Origin of the sequence: Pseudomonas sp. 43(2021), from assembly GCF_017490805.1 — a bacterium.
Lineage (GTDB): Bacteria > Pseudomonadota > Gammaproteobacteria > Pseudomonadales > Pseudomonadaceae > Aquipseudomonas.
Genome location: NZ_JAFGYJ010000010.1, coordinates 55,542 through 74,268 on the forward strand (window position 1 = coordinate 55,542; position 18,727 = coordinate 74,268).

The window sequence follows — 18,727 nt, forward strand, 5'->3', positions numbered from 1 at the left end:
GCCACCGCGTTGATTTCTTCGCGGGCACGCCCGCTCCCACAGGGCCCGCGTCAGCCTTCAGCTGGAAATCAACCGCTCGCGCAGCTGGGCAATTTCGTCGCGCAATTGCGCCGCGGCCTCGAACTCCAGGTCGCGGGCAAACTGCATCATCTTCTCTTCCAACTGCTTGATGCGCTTGGTGATTTCACCCGGCGTGCGCAGCTCGGCCTCGTAGCGGGCGCTCTCCTCCGCCGCCTTGGCCATGCCCTTGCGCTTCTTGCTGCGTGCGCCAGGCACGGTGGCGCCTTCCATGATGTCGGTGATGTCCTTCACCACGCCCTTGGGCACGATGCCATTGGCCTGGTTGAAGGCGATCTGCTTCTCGCGACGGCGCTCGGTCTCGTCGATGGCGCGCTGCATGGAACCGGTGATGTTGTCGGCATACAGGATGGCCCGGCCATTGAGGTTACGCGCCGCACGACCGATGGTCTGGATCAGCGAGCGCTCGGAGCGCAGGAAACCTTCCTTGTCGGCATCGAGGATCGCCACCAGCGACACCTCGGGCATGTCCAGGCCTTCACGTAGCAGGTTGATACCCACCAGCACGTCGAAAGTACCCAGGCGCAGGTCGCGGATGATCTCCACCCGCTCGACGGTGTCGATGTCCGAATGCAGGTAACGCACCCGCACGTCATGGTCGGCCAGGTAATCGGTCAGGTCCTCGGCCATGCGCTTGGTCAGCGTGGTCGCCAGCACCCGTTCGCCCTGCGCCACGCGCTTGCGGATTTCCGACAGCAGGTCATCCACCTGGGTAAGCGCCGGGCGCACCTCCACCTGTGGGTCGACCAGGCCGGTGGGGCGCACCACCTGCTCCACCACGCGCCCGGCGTGCTCAGCCTCATAGGGGCCCGGGGTGGCGGACACGAAGATGGTCTGCGGGCTGACATCTTCCCACTCGTCAAAACGCATCGGCCGGTTGTCCAGCGCCGAAGGCAGGCGGAAGCCGTATTCGACCAGGGTTTCCTTGCGCGAGCGGTCGCCCTTGTACATGGCGCCGACCTGCGGAACGCTGACGTGGGATTCATCGATCACCAGCAGCGCATCCGGCGGCAGGTAGTCGTACAGGGTGGGTGGCGGTGCCCCGGCCGGGCGCCCGGACAGGTAGCGCGAGTAGTTCTCGATGCCGTTGCAGTAACCCAGTTCCAGGATCATTTCCAGATCGAAGCGGGTGCGTTGCTCCAGGCGCTGGGCTTCGACCAGCTTGTTGGCCTTCTGCAGGTATTCCAGGCGGTCCTTGAGTTCCTCCTTGATGCCTTCCACCGCCTCCAGCAGGGTTTCCCGCGGGGTGACATAGTGGCTTTTGGGGTAGAAGGTGAAACGCGGCAGCTTGCGGAAGACCTCGCCGGTCAGCGGGTCGAAGGCAGCGATGTTCTCCACTTCGTCATCGAACAGTTCGATGCGGATGGCCTCAAGGTCCGATTCTGCCGGGAATATGTCGATCACATCGCCGCGCACGCGGAAGGTGGCGCGGGCGAAGTCCATCTCGTTGCGGGTGTATTGCAGGTCGGCCAGGCGGCGCAGTAGCGCACGCTGGTCGAGCTTGTCGCCGCGATCCACGTGCAGGACCATTTTCAGGTAGGTCTCCGGGCTACCCAGGCCGTAGATGCACGACACGGTGGTGACGATGATTGCGTCGCGCCGCTCCAGCAGCGCCTTGGTCGCCGACAGGCGCATCTGCTCGATGTGATCGTTGATCGACGCGTCCTTCTCGATGAAGGTGTCGGACGACGGTACGTAGGCTTCAGGCTGGTAGTAGTCGTAGTAGGAAACGAAGTACTCCACCGCATTGTTGGGGAAGAAAGCCTTGAATTCGCCATACAGCTGCGCGGCCAGGGTCTTGTTCGGCGCCAGCACCAGGGTCGGGCGCTGCACCTGCTGGATGACGTTGGCGATGCTGAAGGTCTTGCCCGAGCCCGTCACCCCGAGCAGTGTCTGGTGCGACAGCCCCGCCTCGATGCCTTCGACCATCTGCCGGATGGCCTCGGGCTGGTCGCCGGCCGGCTGGAAACGGGTGACGAGCTGGAACTCGGACATGACGGACCTCGCGGTGCTGCAGTAACTGTAAATTTAGCCAGTAGTCTATACCCAAATGCGCCTGTCGGGGGGCGCTTTCAAGGCACAGTCGTGAGCGCTTGTTACGGTGGACCCGGCATTTAGACCAATGGTAGAAAAATATTTGCGCAAATGACCGGAAAAGGTGCGCCAGACTGTCGCGGTGACCGGTCGGTATCACTATACTGACTCCCCGTTTGTGCACCGCTTCAGTGCATTCGGGCTGGAGCGGGTACGTCCTATCACACTCCAATCAGAGCCAAAGTAACAATGAGCCTGTTTTCCGCTGTCGAGCTGGCACCCCGCGACCCTATCCTGGGCCTCAACGAAGCATTCAACGCCGACCCACGTACCGACAAGGTCAACCTGGGCGTGGGCGTGTACTGCAATGAGGAAGGCCGCATTCCGCTGCTGCGCGCCGTGATCGAAGCCGAGACCCAGCGTGCCGCCCAGCACGCCTCGCGCGGCTACTTGCCGATCGACGGCATCGCCACCTACGACCAGGCTGTGCAAAAGCTGCTGTTCGGTGCCGAGTCGCCGCTGCTGGCCGCTGGCCGCGTGGTTACCGTGCAGGCCGTCGGCGGTACCGGTGCGCTGAAGATTGGTGCCGACTTCCTCAAGCGTGTGTCGCCGAACGCCGTGGTTGCCATCAGCGACCCTAGCTGGGAAAACCACCGCGCGCTGTTCGAGTCGGCCGGCTTCCCGGTGCAGAACTACCGCTACTACGACGCGCCGACCAACGACGTCAACCGCGCCGGCATGCTCGAAGACCTGAACAACCTGCCGTCCGGCTCGATCGTGGTGCTGCACGCCTGCTGCCACAACCCGACCGGCGTCGACCTGAGCCTGGATGACTGGAAAAACGTCCTGGAAGTGGTCAAGGCCAAGGGCCATGTGCCGTTCCTCGACATGGCCTACCAGGGCTTCGGTGACGGTATCGCCGAAGACGCCTTCGCCGTGCGCCTGTTTGCCGAGTCGGGCCTGGAATTCTTCGTTTCCAGCTCGTTCTCCAAGTCGTTCTCGCTGTACGGCGAACGCGTCGGTGCGCTGTCGATCGTCACCGCCTCCAAAGACGAGAGCACCCGTGTGCTGTCGCAGGTCAAGCGCGTGATCCGCACCACCTACTCCAACCCGCCGACCCACGGTGCAACCATCGTCGCCACCGTGCTGAACAGCGCCGAACTGCGCCAGATGTGGGAAAGCGAACTGGCCGAAATGCGCGAGCGCATCCACGGCATGCGCAAGCAGATGGTTTCGCTGCTGGCCGAATATGGCGCCAACCGCGACTTCAGCTTCGTTGGCCGCCAGGTCGGCATGTTCTCGTACTCGGGCCTGACCGTTGAGCAGGTCGCCCGCCTGAAGAACGACTTCGGCATCTATGCCCTGGACACCGGCCGCATCGCCGTTGCCGCGCTGAACCAGAGCAACATCCACGTGGTCACCAAGGCCATCGTCGAAGTACTGTAACTGCTTGATTTGTCAGGGGGTGGCTTGACTTCCCCCTGACAATCAGTAAGATACGCACAGATTCCGCGATAGCTCAGTCGGTAGAGCAAATGACTGTTAATCATTGGGTCCCTGGTTCGAGTCCAGGTCGCGGAGCCAAACATTGAAAAAGCCCCCGGGTGCGCAAGCAACCGGGGGCTTTTTCGTTATGTTCACAATCAGTTCTTCAGTGGCTCGGTCACGGGCTTGCCTTCCTCCACCAGGCTCCATACCAGCAGCTTGGCTGGCCGGGTCTGGCTGGCGTTGCGTGACACGCTGTGTACGGTGCCTGGCGCCTCGTACCAGTATTCGCCGGCCTTGTAGGTTTTCTCCGACTCGCCGTTGAGCTTCGATAGCACTGCCCCTTCCAGCACGTAGGCCATCACCGCGCCAGGATGTTGATGCGCGGGTGACGCCTGGCCGGGGGCGTAGCTGACGGTGAGCATCACGGCGTTCTTGCCGGGGGCGTTCGAGGGTTGTTGCTGCTGCAGGACCTTGACCTGGTCGGCAGCGTCGCCATGGGCCCAGACAGGGGATTGGGCGGCGAGCAGGGCAAAGAGGATGATGCTCAGGGGTTTCATGGTGGGCTTCTCCTGGATGGCAATTGCCTGCAGGTTAGGCCTGTGGGGCAGAGAGACAAATGGCCAATTCGGGGAAAAACCAAGAGGCCGATCGTTGCCTGTGCCCGCGAAGAGGCCGGCACAGGCAACAGGGAACTCAGCTGCTACGCCCGATCGGGTAAAACTCACCCTGGCTCCACACCCCAAGCCACTGCTCACCCTCGATCTCACGCGGTACCGCCAGTTCCACCAACTGGTAGAACACATTGCGATGAATCAGCGCTTCAAGGTTGCTGCGCATCAGCACATACGGCGATGGCTCCTGCGTCACCGGGTCGATCACCACGCGCAGGGGATTGGCCGGCCCGGCCTCGACCTGGTCCTCGACATTGCTGGTGAAGCGCAGCACCTGCTGCTCCCCCTCCCCCACCACGTCCAGCGCCACCGCTACGAACGGCGCATCATCAACGCGGATGCCCACCTTCTCCACCGGAGTAATCAGGAAGTAGTCATCGCCATCGCGGCGGATGATGGTGGAAAACAGCCGCACCATCGGCTTGCGGCCAATCGGCGTACCCAGGTAGTACCAGGTGCCATCACGGGCGATGCGCATATCGATGTCACCGCAGAAGTCCGGGTTCCACAGATGCACCGGCGGCAGGCCCTTGGCCTTGGGGATCTGCGCCAGAAGATCATTGGCCTTGCCGGAATCGCTCATCACGCTTGCCTCATTCACTCACACCCAGAAGGCTACGAGCGTACTCGCGCATCGGCGCGCCAAGCAAATCCTCCGGGGTGTTATCGTGGAACGTCAACAAACCGCCACGGCTCTTGATACGCGCTGTGTCGATCAGGTAGCGGGTGCTGGTTTCGATCAGCATCATCTGCACCACACCGGTGTCCCAGCCCAGGCGGTCGACCGCCTGTTCGTCATACCACTCGTCGCCATTGCCGATTCGGTCGTCGGTACGGGCAAAGCGGGTGTACAGCACGTAGTCGGCCCCCACCGAACGCGCCTGGGCGATGGCCTCTTCCAGACCCAGCGGGCCCTGGGCGCGACGCACCAGCGGGAAATACTCGACAAAACTCTTGAAGGCTTGCTCGGCCACCACGTTCTGCCGTGGCACCGGCCCCTTGCCCGGTGGCACGAACGCACCCTGGCCGATGAAGATGAACGAATCGGGCTGCAGGCGGATCGACAGGGTGCGACGGGTATCGCTGTGGTCCAGCAGACCGGCATCGCTCATGTGATAACGAACGCCCTCGCCCATGTCGCTGACATTCATGCAACCGCCCAGCGCCATCAGCGCCAGCAGCAAAACCAGGCTACGCATCTTTCCTCCAGTGGCCGGCGACGAAAAACCGGCGAATAGCCGGCGGATGCAGCTTTTGCGCCAGCTTCAGCCACCGATCACCTTCATCACCATCACACCACCGGAAAACGCCAGATCCTGCTTGTCTGCCAAGGCCTTCACCAGCAAGCGCTGCAGGGCCGGTAGCGCCTGATGACGCGGCTTTTCCAGCAGGTCGCCGACGAAATGGCGATTGCCCGACGACAGGCAGCCATGCAGCCAGCCCGTGGAGGACAGGCGCAGCCGCGAGCAGGTGCGGCAGAACGGTACGCTTTCGTTGGCGATCACGCCGAAGTGGCCTTTGCCAGGGATCTGATAACGCAAGGCGGTGGCGTCCAGCGGCGCGTCGACCTGGGCATAGGCATGCTTGCCAGCGATCAGTGCGAGCAACTGGTCGAGGCCGACGAACTGTTGCAGGAAGGCGTTGTGGTCACGGGCCAGGTGGCCCATGCGCATGAGTTCGATGAAGCGCAGTTCGAAGCCGCGCTCAAGGCAGTAATCCAGCAGTGGCAGCACCTGCTCGAGGTTGTGCCCGCGCATCGGCACCATGTTCACCTTGATTTGCATGCCCAGGGCACTGGCCTGCTCCATACCCGCCAGCACACTGGCCAGATCGCCACCCCGGGCAATGCGGCGGAAGGCCTGCGGGTCGAGGGTATCGAGGGAAACGTTCAGCCGGCGGATACCGGCCGCCTGCAACTGGGGCAGCTTGCGCGCCAGCAGCTGGCCATTGGTGGTCAGCGAGATATCCTCAAGGTCGAGCTTGGCCACGGCAGCCAGGAAGGCATCCAGGCGCGGGCTGACCAATGGCTCACCGCCGGTGATGCGCAAGCGCTCGATGCCGGCGGCTTCGATCAGGTAGGCCACGCCACGGGCCAGGGCATCCGCCGGCAGCTCGTCCTGCGCTGCCACCAGGCGCTTGCCGTCTGGTACGCAGTAGGTGCAGGCATAATTACAGGCAGCCGTCAGGCTGACGCGCAGGTTGCGAAAACGCCTGCCTTGACGATCGACGATCATGAATGACTCCGGCATGGATGATGAGGGCTGGCAAAACCTGACTCATAAATCAGGTTTTTGCAAGCCCCTATCCTTTTTGCCGCTGTCGGTGTCGCCGTGCCGTCACGGGAGCAGGCTTGTCAGTCATGGGGCTGCTGCACAGCCCCAATAACGCTGACTGGCAGGCTTCAGGGAGAGCCTGCACTATCTCAGTTGGAAGGTTCGGGATCGCGCTTGCGCTTGTTGCCCATGCGCACGCCAATGTCCATCAGGAACTGGAAGAAGCCTTCCTGATCCTCCAGCACATTGCTCCAGAACGGCGAGTGGTACAGCGCCACGGCACCGTGCACCAGCGCCCAGGCGGCGCAATAGTGGAAGTACGGCGGCACGTCTTCGAGCTTGCCTTCGCTGATACGGCCCTTGATCAACTGGGTCAGGCGGTCGAAGTTGGAGGCACGAATGCTGTGCAACTGCTCGACCATTTCCGGCACCTGGTTGCCCTTGACCACCTTTTCTTCCAGGCGGTCGAACAGCCGGTAACGCTGCGGGTCGCGCATGCGGAACTCGAAGTAGGCTCGCGACAGGGCTTCCTTGTCGCGGTCGACGTCGGCCGAATGCAACAGCGCGTTCAGGTCACGCTCGTAGTCGAGCATCAGGCGCAGGTAGATCTCCGCCTTGGACTTGAAGTGCTTGTAGATCGTGCCTTTGCCGATGCCCACGGCGTCAGCGATCATCTCGACGGTGACGCTGTCTTCACCCTGTTCGAGAAACAGCTTGAGCGCGGTGTCGAGGATTTCCTGTTCGCGGCGGCGAAACTCACGGACCTTACGAGGTTCTTTCTGCATAGGAAGGACTGGATGACAATCGAAGCGGTTTATTATGCCTAACTTGCGGGAAATTGCACGGATCATCCACGCATGTCTGTGTTTCACGATGCATACGGCCATGCGCTGCGGGAGGAATGAAACGTCGGCGTATTCCAAATCTGTTTAAAAAACGACCAATATGCACTGGCACTGCGCCAAACCTGACCAATACTTGAAGTGTTGGCGCGGCGCATCCCCCCCAAGTGGCGCGCCGATAAAGGTGCTCAGGGACCGCGTACCTTTGTTTTACTCCTAATGGTCTTAACCCGGATTCCCCCCCCAGAACCCGGGTTTTTTTTGGGTGTTTCGAGGAGGATTGCAGGCGGGCTACCAGGTGCCTGCCTCAAGTTTTGCAGCGCCTGTGAAATCGAGCGCCGCCCGCGCGGCGCATCGCGAGCGAAGCTCGCTCCTACATCTGTTTCGGGCCAGCATCGCCTGTGCCAGCGCGCGCGACCGCCTTGTTTGTACGACGCGATATCGAGCCATGCGCCAAGGCGTTCGCGCGCAAATCCCACAGGAATAATTGGCCCGAAAAAATGTAGGAGCGAGCTTCGCTCGCGATGCGCCGCGCGGGCGGCGCTCGATCTCACAGGCGCTAAAACTGCTATGGCGAGCCCCTGGTGGCCCTCACGCAATACCAACCCTGCGAATCAGCCCACCCGCGCCAACGGGAACAAGCGCTTGAAATTCGCCGTTGTCTGCTCAGCCAACTGCTCATAACTGGCCCCGCGCAACGAAGCGACGTACTCCGCCACCTCACGCACGTACTGTGGCAAATTCGGCTTGCCCCGGTGCGGAATCGGCGCCAGATACGGCGAATCCGTCTCCACCAGCAACCGATCTACCGGTACCTGCCGCGCCACTTCACGCAGGGCATCGGCATTGCGGAAGGTAACGATGCCAGACAACGAAATGTAATACCCCAGGTCAAGCGCCGCCTTGGCCATGTCCCAGTCTTCGGTGAAGCAGTGCAGCACGCCAGCCTGCGGCAGGTTGGCCTCGCGCAGCAGCGCCAAGGTATCGGCACGCGCCGCACGGGTGTGCACGATCACAGGCTTGCCGGTCTGTCGCGAGGCCTCCAGATGCAGGCGGAACGACGCCTGCTGCAGCTCTGCAGCCTCCGGCTCGTAGTGGTAATCCAGCCCGGTTTCACCAATGGCCACCACATGTGGGTGAGCCAGTTCGCGCAGCAGCCATTCCAGCGCCGGCGTTTCGCCCGGCGCCAGGTCCAGCGGGTGTACGCCCACCGAGCAATCGACATCGGCGTACCGCTCGCTCAGCGCCTTCACCGCGCCAGCATTCTCGGCACTGACGCCAATACACAGAAAATGCCCGACCCCGCGCTCACGCGCCGCCTGCAGGGCAGCATCAAGGGAGCCCTGATGGGCGCTCAGGTCAAGACGGTCGAGGTGGCAATGGGAATCTACGAGCATGGGATAACAACACACATGAAAAATGGGAAATCAGCGGGCGCCCGGCAGTTGCAGCCAATGGGCCAGCAACGATTCAAGCAACAACGCACGGTTGAGGTTGGCCTTGCCCAGCACCTTCTGGCGCTGTTCCAGTATCCACGCCTGCACCTCCAGCACCTTGGCCTGGCGGCTCTTCTGCGCCAGGTACTGCACCACCTTGCGCATATCGGCCAAGCCTAGCCCCTCCTCGTCCTGGGTCAATTGGTAGCGCAGGATCAGGTGCGCCCAATCGCAGAACCAGTCGAACAGCAGCAACAGCGGCACACCGCTCCAGGCATCGGCGAGCTGGCTGGGCGATTGCTGCTGCTTGAGCAGCTTCTTCACCCCGTCGGTGACCAGCGCGCGCTGCTCGCGCACGCCTTGCGCCTGCAGGCTGACGGCCATCAGCGGCGAACCGGCCGCCAGGGTCAGCAACTCGTCGCGCTCGGCCTCGTCACTGTCGGGCAGCGCGCCGGCCAGCCAGGCCTGGCTCTGGGCCAGGCTGGGCTGCGGGCAGGCCACCTGCTGGCAACGGCTCTTGATGGTCGGCAACAGGCGGCTGGGCTGGTGGGTGACCAGCAGCAACACGGTATCGCCAGAGGGCTCCTCGAGGCTCTTGAGCAGGGCGTTGGAGGCGTTGACGTTCATCGCCTCCACCGGCTCGATCAGCACCACCTTGCGCCCACCCAGCTGCGCAGTCTGCACCACGAAGGCCACCAGCTCGCGCACCTGGTCGACCTTGATCGGCTTGTCGGCTTCTTCGGGCTCGAGGACAAAGTTGTCCGGGTGGCTGCCGGCCTTGAGCAGCAAGCAGGACTTGCACTCGCCACAGGCCTCCAGGCCTTGTGGGTGCTGGCACAGCAGGCGGGCCATCAGGCGCTCGGCCAGGGCGCGCTTGCCAATCCCCTGCGACCCATGCAGCAGGTAGGCGTGAGCGTGCTGGCTACGGCCGGCCAGTTGCTGCCAGAGGGCCTCCTGCCAAGGATAGGCCTCAGCCACGGCAACGCTCCACGATGCCTGGCAGCAGCGCATCGATGGCACGCTGCACGGCTTCCAGAGGCTGGGCGGCATCGAGCAGGCTATAGCGCTGCGGTTCCCGCCCGGCGCGTTGCAGGTAGGCCTGGCGCACCGCTTCGAAGAACCCCTGGCCTTCCTGCTCGAAACGGTCCAGGCGGCCACGGGCGGCGGCACGGGCCAGGCCCACCTCGACCGGCAGGTCGAAGACCAGGGTCAGGTCCGGGCGCAGGTCGCCCTGGACGAATTGCTCCAGAGTAGCGATACGCTCCACTGGCAAACCGCGCCCGCCTCCCTGATAGGCGTATGTGGCATCGGTAAATCTGTCACACAAAACGACAGCCCCGCGGGCCAGCGCCGGACGAATCACCTGGGCCAGGTGCTGTGCACGCGCAGCGAACACCAGCAGCAACTCGGTGTCGGCCGCCATGCTTTCGTCGCTGGGCGCCAACAGCAGCTCACGCACCTTTTCGGCCAGCGGCGTACCGCCGGGTTCACGGGTGAGCACCACGTCCAGCCCCTGCTCACGCAGGCGTGCAGCCAGGTAGTCGCGGTTGGTGCTCTTGCCCGCGCCTTCGGGGCCTTCCAAAGTAATAAACAAGCCGCTCACGGGCAGTCCTTAATGTTGTTCGTCAGGCATCGGCCGTTCGGCCGCTTGCGCGCCGCCGGCAGGGGCGTCCTGCACAGGCGGCTGATCGGGCGCTGGCTGCGCAGTAGAATCGTCCTCAGGCGCCTCGGGCTGTTCGGCCTCGCCGGCACCCGGCTGTGGCTCTGGCTGCGATTGCGGCGCAGGGCTGGAGCGGTAGTCCGCACGGCGCTTGAGCTGGAACTCGCGCACCGCCGAGTTGTGGTCGTCGAGGTCGTCGGAAAACACATGGCTGCCATCGCCACGGGCGACGAAGTACAGGCTGGTGCCATCGGACGGGTTGAGCGCCGCGTGAATCGCCTCGCGGCCGACCATGGCAATCGGGGTCGGCGGCAGGCCGGTGATGGTGTAGGTGTTGTACGGCGTCGGCTCGCGCAGGTCGGCGCGGGTGATCTTGCCATTGTAGCGCTCACCCATGCCGTAGATCACCGTCGGGTCGGTCTGCAGCATCATGCCCAGGCGCAGGCGCCGTACGAAAACCCCGGCGATCTGCCCGCGCTCCTGGGGAATGCCGGTTTCCTTCTCCACCAGCGAGGCCATGATTAGCGCCTGGTACGGGTCACGGTATGGCAGGTCGGTGGTGCGCTCGGCCCACTCCTTGGCCAGCACTTCATCCAGGCGCATATAGGCCTGCTGCAGCAACTCGACATCGCTCATGCCGCGCACGAAGCGGTAGGTGTCCGGGAAGAAGCGCCCCTCGGGGAACACGCCGGTATGGCCGAGCTTGTCCATGACTTCCGCGTCGGACAGGCCGTCCAGGGTGTGCTTGATCTTTTCATGCTTGGCCACAGCCGAGCGCACCTGGCGGAAGGTCCAGCCTTCGACCAGGGTCAGGTTGTACTGCACCACATCAGCCCGACGCCAGGCATCGAACAGCTGCTCCACGGTCATGCCGGGGGTCAGGCGGTACTCGCCGGTGTGCAGGGGCGTGCCGGCCATGTTGAAGCGCCAGTACAGGCGCAACCAGACGGCGTCGTCGAGCAACCCTTCGTTCTGCATGCGATAGAACATGCGGTTGGGGGTGGTGCCATTGGGCACGTCGAGCAGGCGCTCCTGCGTGACGTGCAGGGGCTGCTCCAGGACCGAGTTGACCTTCCAGGCCGACCAGCCCACAGCCAGGCCGGCGAGGATCAAGCCCATTTCCAGCAGCAGCAGGAATTTACGTCTCACGAATTCAGGTTTCCAGTAACGTACGGGCAACGGCCTGCAGTTTACGGGTGAGCGGGCCCGGCGACCAGTTTAGCGCGGCAACGCCACGCACAGGCCAGACACCGTAGACGCTATTGCAAACAAATACTTCATCTGCCTGCTCCAGCGCGTCGAACGGCAAGTCGCAGACCTGCACCGGGATGCCTTGCAGCGCTGCCTGTTCCAGCAACGCAGCCCGCATCACGCCAGCGACGCCACAGCGGCTGAGATCGGCCGTGAGCAGTACGCCATCGCGCACCAGGAACAGATTGCTGTACACCCCTTCGATCACCCTGCCCTGCCCGTCACGCATCAGGCCTTCGGCATGTTCGCTGTCCTGCCATTCGGCACGGGCCAGTACCTGCTCCAGGCGGTTGAGATGTTTGAGGCCAGCCAGCAGCGGTTGTTCCCCAAGCCGGGTCTGGCACGGGAACAAGCGCACGCCGCGTTCGGCATGTTCGACAGGATAGCTGGGCAACGGGCTGCCCTGCAGGATACGTCGCGGCGCGACACCGGCAACCGGGGCGTAACCGCGCTGGCTGTCGCCACGGGTAATGATGAGTTTGGCCACACCATCACCGAGCTGGCTGGCATAGCGCAGGAGTTCGTCGCGCACCAGCGCCAGGTCGGCGCTGATCGCCAGGCGCTGGCAACCCAGCGCCAGGCGTGCAAGATGGCCGTCCAGCAGGCTGGGCCGGCCGCCGCGCACGGCGATGGTCTCGAACAGGCCATCGCCGTAGGCCAGGCCGCGGTTCTGCAGGTTGACTGCAGCCGCCGGCTGGCCATCGATCCAGCTGTGCATCAACCGGCGAACCGGCGGAATACCAGCGAACCGTTGGTGCCACCAAAGCCGAACGAGTTGGACAGCACCACATCGATCGGCATGCTGCGCGCCTGGTGCGGCACGAAGTCGAGGTCGCAGCCTTCGTCCGGCTCGTCCAGGTTGATGGTGGGCGGAGCCATCTGGCTGTTGATCGCCAGCACGCTGAAGATCGCTTCCACGGCACCGGCGGCGCCCAGCAGGTGGCCGGTCATCGACTTGGTCGAGCTGACCGCCAGCTTGTAGGCATGCTCACCGAACACGCGCTTGATCGCCGCCACTTCGGCCACGTCGCCCGCCGGGGTCGAGGTGCCGTGGGCGTTGATGTAGCTGACCTCTTCCGGCTGGATGCCGGCATCGCGCAGGGCGTTGGCCATGCAGCGGGCAGCGCCTTCACCGGTGTCGGGTGGCGAAGTCATGTGGTAGGCGTCGCCGCTCATGCCAAAGCCGACCAGCTCGGCATAGATGGTCGCGCCGCGTGCCTGGGCATGCTCCAGCTCTTCGAGCACCAGGGCACCGGCACCGTCGGACAGCACGAAGCCGTCACGGCCCTTGTCCCATGGGCGGCTTGCCCGGCTTGGCTCGTCGTTGCGGGTGGACAGTGCACGCGAGGCACCGAAACCGCCCATGCCGAGGCCGCAGGCGGCCATTTCGGCGCCGCCGGCGATCATCACGTCGGCTTCACCGTAAGCGATGTTGCGCGCAGCCATGCCGATGCAATGGGTGCCCGTGGTGCAGGCAGTGGCAATGGCGTAGTTCGGCCCTTGCAACCCCAGGTGGATCGACAGGAAGCCGGAGATCATGTTGATGATCGAGCCTGGCACGAAGAACGGCGAAATACGACGCGGCCCCGAATCGTGCAGGGTGCGGCTGGTTTCTTCGATGTTGGTCAGGCCACCGATACCCGAGCCCATGGCCACACCAATACGCTGGCGGTTGGCGTCGGTGACTTCCAGGCCGGCATTACGCACCGCCTGGAACCCTGCCGCCAGGCCGTACTGGATGAACAGATCGAGTTTGCGGGCCTCTTTGGCCGACAGGTATTGCTCGACCTCGAAGCCTTTCACCGAGCCGCCAAAACGGGTGGAGTAGGCAGACAGGTCCGTGTGTTCGATCGGACCGATGCCACTGCGGCCAGCCAGAATGCCCTGCCAGGTGCTCGGTACATCGGTACCCAGTGGCGACAGCATACCCATACCGGTGACCACGACGCGTCTACGCGACACAGTACTCTCCTTTTTCTAATCACAGAGTTTCTTGCCATTGCATTACAAGCAATGGAATGAAATGGCAACAAGCTCTAGGTGCTCGGTGAACGAGGCCGACCTGCAAAATGCAGGGCGCTCGCAAAGAAAAAACCGCACGCCGGCAAAGGCAGTGCGGTTTTTCCCGACAAGAAGCGTCGACTACAGCGTCTTAGGCCTGGTGGCTTTTGACGTAGTCTACAGCAGCTTGAACGGTAGTGATCTTCTCGGCTTCTTCGTCAGGGATTTCGGTCTCGAATTCCTCTTCCAGAGCCATCACCAGCTCAACGGTGTCAAGCGAATCGGCACCCAGGTCATCGACGAAGGACTTCTCGAGAGTCACTTCCTCTTCCTTGACGCCCAGTTGCTCGGCGACGATTTTCTTGACGCGTTCTTCGATGGTGCTCATACCTAGTTTTCACTCCTAATGGACATATGTCAGGCAGCTGGCCGGTGGCTAATTTTATAGAAAGACGTTCGCTTTTCAAGCTAAACGCACTTTCACACCAGTCACCACACCCGCTGCCTGGAATCTGGTTGCAGCTTTATAACGGATTTTAGGCTCGCAGTATGACTCTTTTTTTACGAAATCCGTCACATTGAGTTGCAGTGTTACATGTACATCCCGCCGTTGACCGGCACGGTGGCGCCGGTAACGTAGGCTGCGCCGTCGGATGCCAGGAACGAAACCACCTTGGCAATTTCGTCGGCCTGGCCCAGGCGGCCCAGCGGGATCTGGGTCTGCAGGGCTTCGCGCTGCGCTTCTGGCAGCTCGCGGGTCATGTCGGTGTCGATGAAGCCCGGAGTCACCGAGTTGACGGTGATGCCACGCGAGCCCACTTCACGCGCCAGGGCGCGACTGAAGCCTTCCAGGCCGGCCTTGGCGGCCGCGTAGTTGGCCTGGCCGGCGTTGCCCATGGCACCGACGACCGAGCCGATGCTGATGATACGACCCCAACGCGCCTTGGTCATGCCGCGCAGCACACCCTTGGACAGACGGTAGAGGCTGTTCAGATTGGTATCGATCACGTCGAACCACTCGTCGTCCTTCATGCGCAGCATGAGGTTGTCGCGGGTGATACCGGCGTTGTTGACCAGGATGGCCGGTGCGCCGAACTGCTCACCGATGGCGGCCAGTACAGCCTCAACCGATTCGGCGCTGGTCACGTTCAGTTCCATGCCAGTACCGGCGATGCCGTGCTCTTTCAGGGTGGCAGCAATGCGCTCGGCGCCGGAAGCCGAAGTGGCGGTGCCGATCACGGTCGCGCCCTGGCGACCCAGTTCGAGGGCGATGGCCTGGCCAATGCCACGGCTGGCGCCGGTGACCAGTGCAACTTTACCTTGCAGGCTCATGCAAGCTTCTCCAAATCAGGCCAGTGCCGCGCGGGTGGCGGCAACGGCGTCAGGGGTATTGAGGTTGTAGGTGGTCACGCCGTCGGCGCAACGCTTGTTCAAGCCCGCCAGAACCTTGCCCGGGCCGCACTCGACCAGGTTGACCGCACCGTTCGCGGCCAGGGTCTGCACGCATTCGACCCAGCGCACCGGCTGGTACAGCTGTGCCAGCAGGTCGTGCTTGAGGGCGCCGAGATCAGCGGCAACGGCAGCGGTGACGTTCTGCACCACAGGAATTTGCGGAGCCTGCCATTCGATGGCGTTGACCGCCTCGGCAAAGCGCTCGGCAGCCGGTTTCATCAGCGCGCAGTGCGACGGCACGCTGACCGCCAGCGGCAGGGCGCGCTTGGCACCCTTGGCCTTGCACAGCTCGATGGCGCGATCGACGGCGGCCTTGTTGCCGGCGATGACCACCTGGCCTGGCGAGTTGAAGTTGACCGCGCTGACCACTTGGTCCTCGGCCGCTTCGGCGCAGATTTCCACGACCACGGCGTCATCCAGGCCGAGAATGGCGGCCATGGCGCCATGGCCGGCCGGCACGGCTTCCTGCATCAGCTGACCACGGCGCTCGACCAGGCGCACGGCATCCTTCAGGCTCAGGCTGCCAGCGGCAACCAGGGCGCTGTATTCACCCAGGCTGTGACCAGAGACGAAGGCCGGCCTGGCACCGCCCTCTTCCAGCCACAGGCGCCACAGCGCGATGGACGCGGTGAGGATGGCCGGCTGGGTCTTGTCGGTCTGGTTGAGTTGCTCTTCCGGGCCTTCCTGGACCAGCTTCCACAGGTCGTAACCGAGTGCCTCGGACGCTTCCTTGAAGGTTTCGATGATCACTGGCTTCTCGGCGCCGAGCTCGGCGAGCATGCCCAGCGACTGGGAACCTTGACCGGGAAAGACGAATGCGAGAGATGCAGACATTGAACAAGCCCTTATGATCTTGTCGTCGGATAGGGTGCGCCAGGCCCTGGGCCAGGCGCGGAATCTGAAAGCTTGGATGGATACGCAGACCAAGCGGTCACATTTAAGCACTTCATCAGCGATATGCCTAAGGTCTTTGTTCCTTCAGTGACGGCCCTTTCGCGGGTGAACCCGCTCCCACAGGGTTACCCCAGGCCTGAAGGTCGTGGGGCACCTGTGGGAGCGGGTTTACCCGCGAAGGTGTCGGCACAGGCTACAACAGCAAATCCTCCAGCCGCCCATGCAAGCGCTGCGGCAGGTTTTCCTGGATCTCGATCAACGCCCGCTGGATGGCACTCTGGAAGCCCTGCACCCCCGCCGAGCCATGGCTCTTGATGACGATGCCCTGCAACCCCAGGAAGCTCGCACCATTGTGCCGCGCCGGCGCCAGGTCGGCCTGCAGGCGCTTGAGCAGTGGCATGGCCACGGCCCCGGCTGCCCGCGACAACACGCCGCCCTTGAACAACTGCTCGATGCGCGCACCGATCATCGTCGCCAGCCCTTCACTGGACTTGAGCAGGATGTTGCCGACGAACCCGTCGCACACCACCACATCGGCTTCGCCGCGATACAACCCGTCACCTTCGACGAAGCCTATGTAGTTGAGCCCGCGGGCGTTCTGCAACAGGCTGGCCGCCAGCTTGACCTGCTGGTTGCCCTTGATGTCTTCAGTACCGATGTTCAATAGCGCCACGCGCGGCCGCTGCACACCCAGGGCCTGGGCGGCCACCGAGCCCATCACGGCGAACTGGTAGAGGTTTTCAGCGCTGCAGTCGACATTGGCGCCCAGGTCGAGCAACTGGCAGTAGCCGGTCTGGGTCGGGATCGCCGCCACCATCGCCGGTCGGTCGATACCCGGCAGCGTCTTGAGCACGAAACGCGACAGCGCCATCAGCGCCCCGGTGTTGCCGGCACTGACGCAGGCCTGGGCCTTGCCGTCGCGCACCAGTTCGAGGGCGATGCGCATCGACGAGTCCGGCTTGCCGCGCAGCGCCTGGGATGGCCGTTCGTCCATGCCGACCACCTCGCTTGCGGCCACGATCTGCAGGCGCGCGCGATCCGCAGCCGCAAGGCCGCTGACAAGATCTTCTAGGAGGGAGGGTTGACCGACGAGGGTCAGGTGCAGCGAGGGGGTAGCCGAAAGGCAGGCAATGCTAGCCTGGACAATGCTGCGGGGACCGAAGTCCCCGCCCATTGCGTCGATCGCGATGATCTGAGCGGACAAGGATTACTCGTCAGCGCCCTTGTCGACCACTTTGCGACCACGGTATACGCCTTCTGGCGAAACGTGGTGACGCAGGTGAACTTCACCGGTGGTTTTCTCTACCGACAGCGCGTTTTCCGACAGGGCGTCGTGCGAACGGCGCATGTCACGGGCAGAGCGGGATTTTTTGTTCTGCTGAACAGCCATAATTGATTAACTCCTAAACGTTTGGGTCACGCTTTAACTGCGCCAAAACACTGAACGGGTTGGACCGCGATACCTCGTCCTTGCTCGATTCGGGCTCGTCTGCGCCCGCCGGCTGCTGGCATTCTTCCGGATGGTGAGCAGGCACGATTGGCAAGGCAAGCAAAAGCTCTTCCTCGACCAATGCCTGCAGATCCAAAGGATCTTCGCCCAGTTCCAGCACGTCATAGCCTTTCGGCAACGACTGGGTATTCGCACCCTCCTTCACCACGGCGTACGTACATTCGCTGTGGATCGGCAGGGTGACCAGCTCAAGACAACGCTGGCAAACCATCTTGACTTCGACGTCCAGCTCGCTGTGGATAACCACCACGTGCTGTTCATCTCGTTCAAAATCGAACTTCGCCTGCACCGTACCGACATTGTCGGAAAGCGGGTCGCAGAGTCTTTCCAAATCAGCGAGTTGCAGCGAACCGTTAATGGTTACGCCACGATCGGCTAATTTGCGCGGGTCAACGTGAGGTGGAATCGGGTCATTCAACATAGGCGCAGCATTCTAGGGATGCCCCCCGCCCCTGTCAAAGGAAATTCGGCGGCATCGTGCGTGATAGAATTTGTTCAACTGATTCAGGAGTCTACCATGCTTCCTCTGTTACTGGCTTCCAGCTCTGCCTATCGCCGCGAACTGCTCGCGCGCCTGCGCCTGCCCTTCACCTGGGCAAGCCCCGACATAGACGAGCGGCGCCTGGATGACGAACCCGCGGTGGAGCTGGTGCGCCGGCTGGCCAGGCAAAAAGCCGAAGCCCTGGCGGGCAGCCACCCCGAGCACCTGATCATCGGCTCGGACCAGGTTGCGGTGCTAGGCGAACAGGTACTGGGCAAACCACATACGTTCGAGCGGGCCTGCGAGCAGCTGCTGGAGTGCAGCGGGCAGCAGGTGAGCTTCCTGACCGGGTTGGCATTGCTGAACAGCGCCACCGGGCACTGCCAGGTGGACTGCGTGCCGTTTACCGTGACCCTGCGCGAACTGGACCGGGAGCGGGTGGAGCGCTACGTGGCGGCAGAACAGCCGCTGGACTGCGCCGGGAGTTTCAAGGCGGAGGGGCTGGGGGTGAGTTTGTTCCAGAGCACACACGGGTGCGATGCGACCAGCCTGATTGGGCTGCCGCTGATTCGGCTGGTGGATATGTTGACCAAGGAAGGGGTGGTGATTCCGTAACCCGCCTTGAGATTTTTAGCGCCTGCGAGATCGAGCGCCGA

At 63.0% G+C, this 18,727-nt stretch carries 20 protein-coding genes and 1 tRNA gene; 3 read left to right on the forward strand and 18 right to left on the reverse strand.

The window, feature by feature from the left end:
* Positions 1-57 precede the first annotated feature (57 nt).
* The gene (uvrB, locus tag J5M71_RS10995) at positions 58-2,073 is read right to left on the reverse strand and encodes an excinuclease ABC subunit UvrB (protein WP_207832186.1); all 2,016 of its coding nucleotides are present in this window, start codon (positions 2,071-2,073) and stop codon (positions 58-60) included.
* 288 nt (positions 2,074-2,361) lie between these two features.
* On the opposite strand from uvrB, the gene J5M71_RS11000 reads away from it, so the two are divergent.
* Positions 2,362-3,558: an amino acid aminotransferase gene (locus J5M71_RS11000; protein ID WP_207832188.1), complete on the forward strand. Its 1,197-nt coding sequence runs from the start codon at positions 2,362-2,364 to the stop codon at positions 3,556-3,558.
* A 62-nt stretch (positions 3,559-3,620) separates the two neighbouring features.
* Positions 3,621-3,696: transfer RNA gene (locus J5M71_RS11005), tRNA-Asn, on the forward strand.
* A gap of 59 nt (positions 3,697-3,755) precedes the next feature.
* On the opposite strand, the gene J5M71_RS11010 is transcribed toward J5M71_RS11005, so the two are convergent.
* From J5M71_RS11010 to J5M71_RS11090, 17 genes are all read right to left on the reverse strand, one after another.
* A complete protein-coding gene (locus J5M71_RS11010; protein WP_207832190.1) occupies positions 3,756-4,157 on the reverse strand; it encodes a cupin domain-containing protein in 402 nt (133 codons plus the stop codon).
* 136 nt (positions 4,158-4,293) lie between these two features.
* A complete protein-coding gene (locus J5M71_RS11015) occupies positions 4,294-4,854 on the reverse strand; it encodes a DUF1285 domain-containing protein (RefSeq protein WP_207832192.1) in 561 nt (186 codons plus the stop codon).
* A gap of 10 nt (positions 4,855-4,864) precedes the next feature.
* On the reverse strand, positions 4,865-5,470 hold the full coding sequence (locus J5M71_RS11020) for a DUF4823 domain-containing protein (protein ID WP_063911729.1): 606 nt from the start codon (positions 5,468-5,470) through the stop codon (positions 4,865-4,867).
* A 66-nt stretch (positions 5,471-5,536) separates the two neighbouring features.
* On the reverse strand, positions 5,537-6,505 hold the full coding sequence (locus J5M71_RS11025) for a radical SAM protein (protein WP_207832194.1): 969 nt from the start codon (positions 6,503-6,505) through the stop codon (positions 5,537-5,539).
* A gap of 188 nt (positions 6,506-6,693) precedes the next feature.
* Positions 6,694-7,329 carry a TetR/AcrR family transcriptional regulator gene (locus tag J5M71_RS11030; RefSeq protein ID WP_003260720.1) on the reverse strand — a complete coding sequence of 212 codons (636 nt, stop codon included), beginning with the start codon at positions 7,327-7,329 and terminating at the stop codon, positions 6,694-6,696.
* Between the two features lie 671 nt (positions 7,330-8,000).
* A complete protein-coding gene (locus J5M71_RS11035) occupies positions 8,001-8,783 on the reverse strand; it encodes a TatD family hydrolase (protein ID WP_207832196.1) in 783 nt (260 codons plus the stop codon).
* Positions 8,784-8,813: 30 nt separating this feature from the next.
* Positions 8,814-9,800 carry a DNA polymerase III subunit delta' gene (locus J5M71_RS11040; RefSeq protein WP_207832198.1) on the reverse strand — a complete coding sequence of 329 codons (987 nt, stop codon included), beginning with the start codon at positions 9,798-9,800 and terminating at the stop codon, positions 8,814-8,816.
* Positions 9,793-10,425: a dTMP kinase gene (gene tmk / locus J5M71_RS11045; RefSeq protein ID WP_063911726.1), complete on the reverse strand. Its 633-nt coding sequence runs from the start codon at positions 10,423-10,425 to the stop codon at positions 9,793-9,795. The genes J5M71_RS11040 and tmk overlap by 8 nt, the downstream gene beginning before the upstream one ends.
* A gap of 9 nt (positions 10,426-10,434) precedes the next feature.
* The gene (mltG, locus tag J5M71_RS11050) at positions 10,435-11,631 is read right to left on the reverse strand and encodes an endolytic transglycosylase MltG (RefSeq protein ID WP_063911725.1); all 1,197 of its coding nucleotides are present in this window, start codon (positions 11,629-11,631) and stop codon (positions 10,435-10,437) included.
* 4 nt (positions 11,632-11,635) lie between these two features.
* Positions 11,636-12,451 carry an aminodeoxychorismate lyase gene (pabC, locus tag J5M71_RS11055; RefSeq protein ID WP_207832200.1) on the reverse strand — a complete coding sequence of 272 codons (816 nt, stop codon included), beginning with the start codon at positions 12,449-12,451 and terminating at the stop codon, positions 11,636-11,638.
* Positions 12,451-13,695 carry a beta-ketoacyl-ACP synthase II gene (fabF, locus tag J5M71_RS11060; protein ID WP_063911723.1) on the reverse strand — a complete coding sequence of 415 codons (1,245 nt, stop codon included), beginning with the start codon at positions 13,693-13,695 and terminating at the stop codon, positions 12,451-12,453. The genes pabC and fabF overlap by 1 nt, the downstream gene beginning before the upstream one ends.
* 190 nt (positions 13,696-13,885) lie before the next feature.
* Entirely contained in the window at positions 13,886-14,122 is a 237-nt protein-coding gene (gene acpP / locus J5M71_RS11065; protein ID WP_063911722.1) for an acyl carrier protein, read from the reverse strand.
* A 203-nt stretch (positions 14,123-14,325) separates the two neighbouring features.
* Complete coding sequence (gene fabG, locus J5M71_RS11070; RefSeq protein ID WP_063911721.1) at positions 14,326-15,066, reverse strand: 3-oxoacyl-ACP reductase FabG; 741 nt, start codon at positions 15,064-15,066, stop codon at positions 14,326-14,328.
* Between the two features lie 15 nt (positions 15,067-15,081).
* Positions 15,082-16,020 (reverse strand): ACP S-malonyltransferase, encoded by a 939-nt coding sequence (gene fabD / locus J5M71_RS11075; RefSeq protein ID WP_082888261.1) that lies wholly within the window; start codon positions 16,018-16,020, stop codon positions 15,082-15,084.
* A 253-nt stretch (positions 16,021-16,273) separates the two neighbouring features.
* Positions 16,274-17,254: a phosphate acyltransferase PlsX gene (gene plsX, locus J5M71_RS11080; protein ID WP_015269409.1), complete on the reverse strand. Its 981-nt coding sequence runs from the start codon at positions 17,252-17,254 to the stop codon at positions 16,274-16,276.
* 33 nt (positions 17,255-17,287) lie between these two features.
* Positions 17,288-17,470, reverse strand: coding sequence for a 50S ribosomal protein L32 (rpmF, locus tag J5M71_RS11085; protein WP_003247154.1), 183 nt, complete (start codon positions 17,468-17,470; stop codon positions 17,288-17,290).
* Positions 17,471-17,483: 13 nt separating this feature from the next.
* The gene (locus tag J5M71_RS11090) at positions 17,484-18,011 is read right to left on the reverse strand and encodes a YceD family protein (protein WP_114170339.1); all 528 of its coding nucleotides are present in this window, start codon (positions 18,009-18,011) and stop codon (positions 17,484-17,486) included.
* 96 nt (positions 18,012-18,107) lie between these two features.
* On the opposite strand from J5M71_RS11090, the gene J5M71_RS11095 reads away from it, so the two are divergent.
* Entirely contained in the window at positions 18,108-18,686 is a 579-nt protein-coding gene (locus J5M71_RS11095; protein ID WP_207832202.1) for a nucleoside triphosphate pyrophosphatase, read from the forward strand.
* The last annotated feature ends 41 nt before the right edge of the window (positions 18,687-18,727 follow it).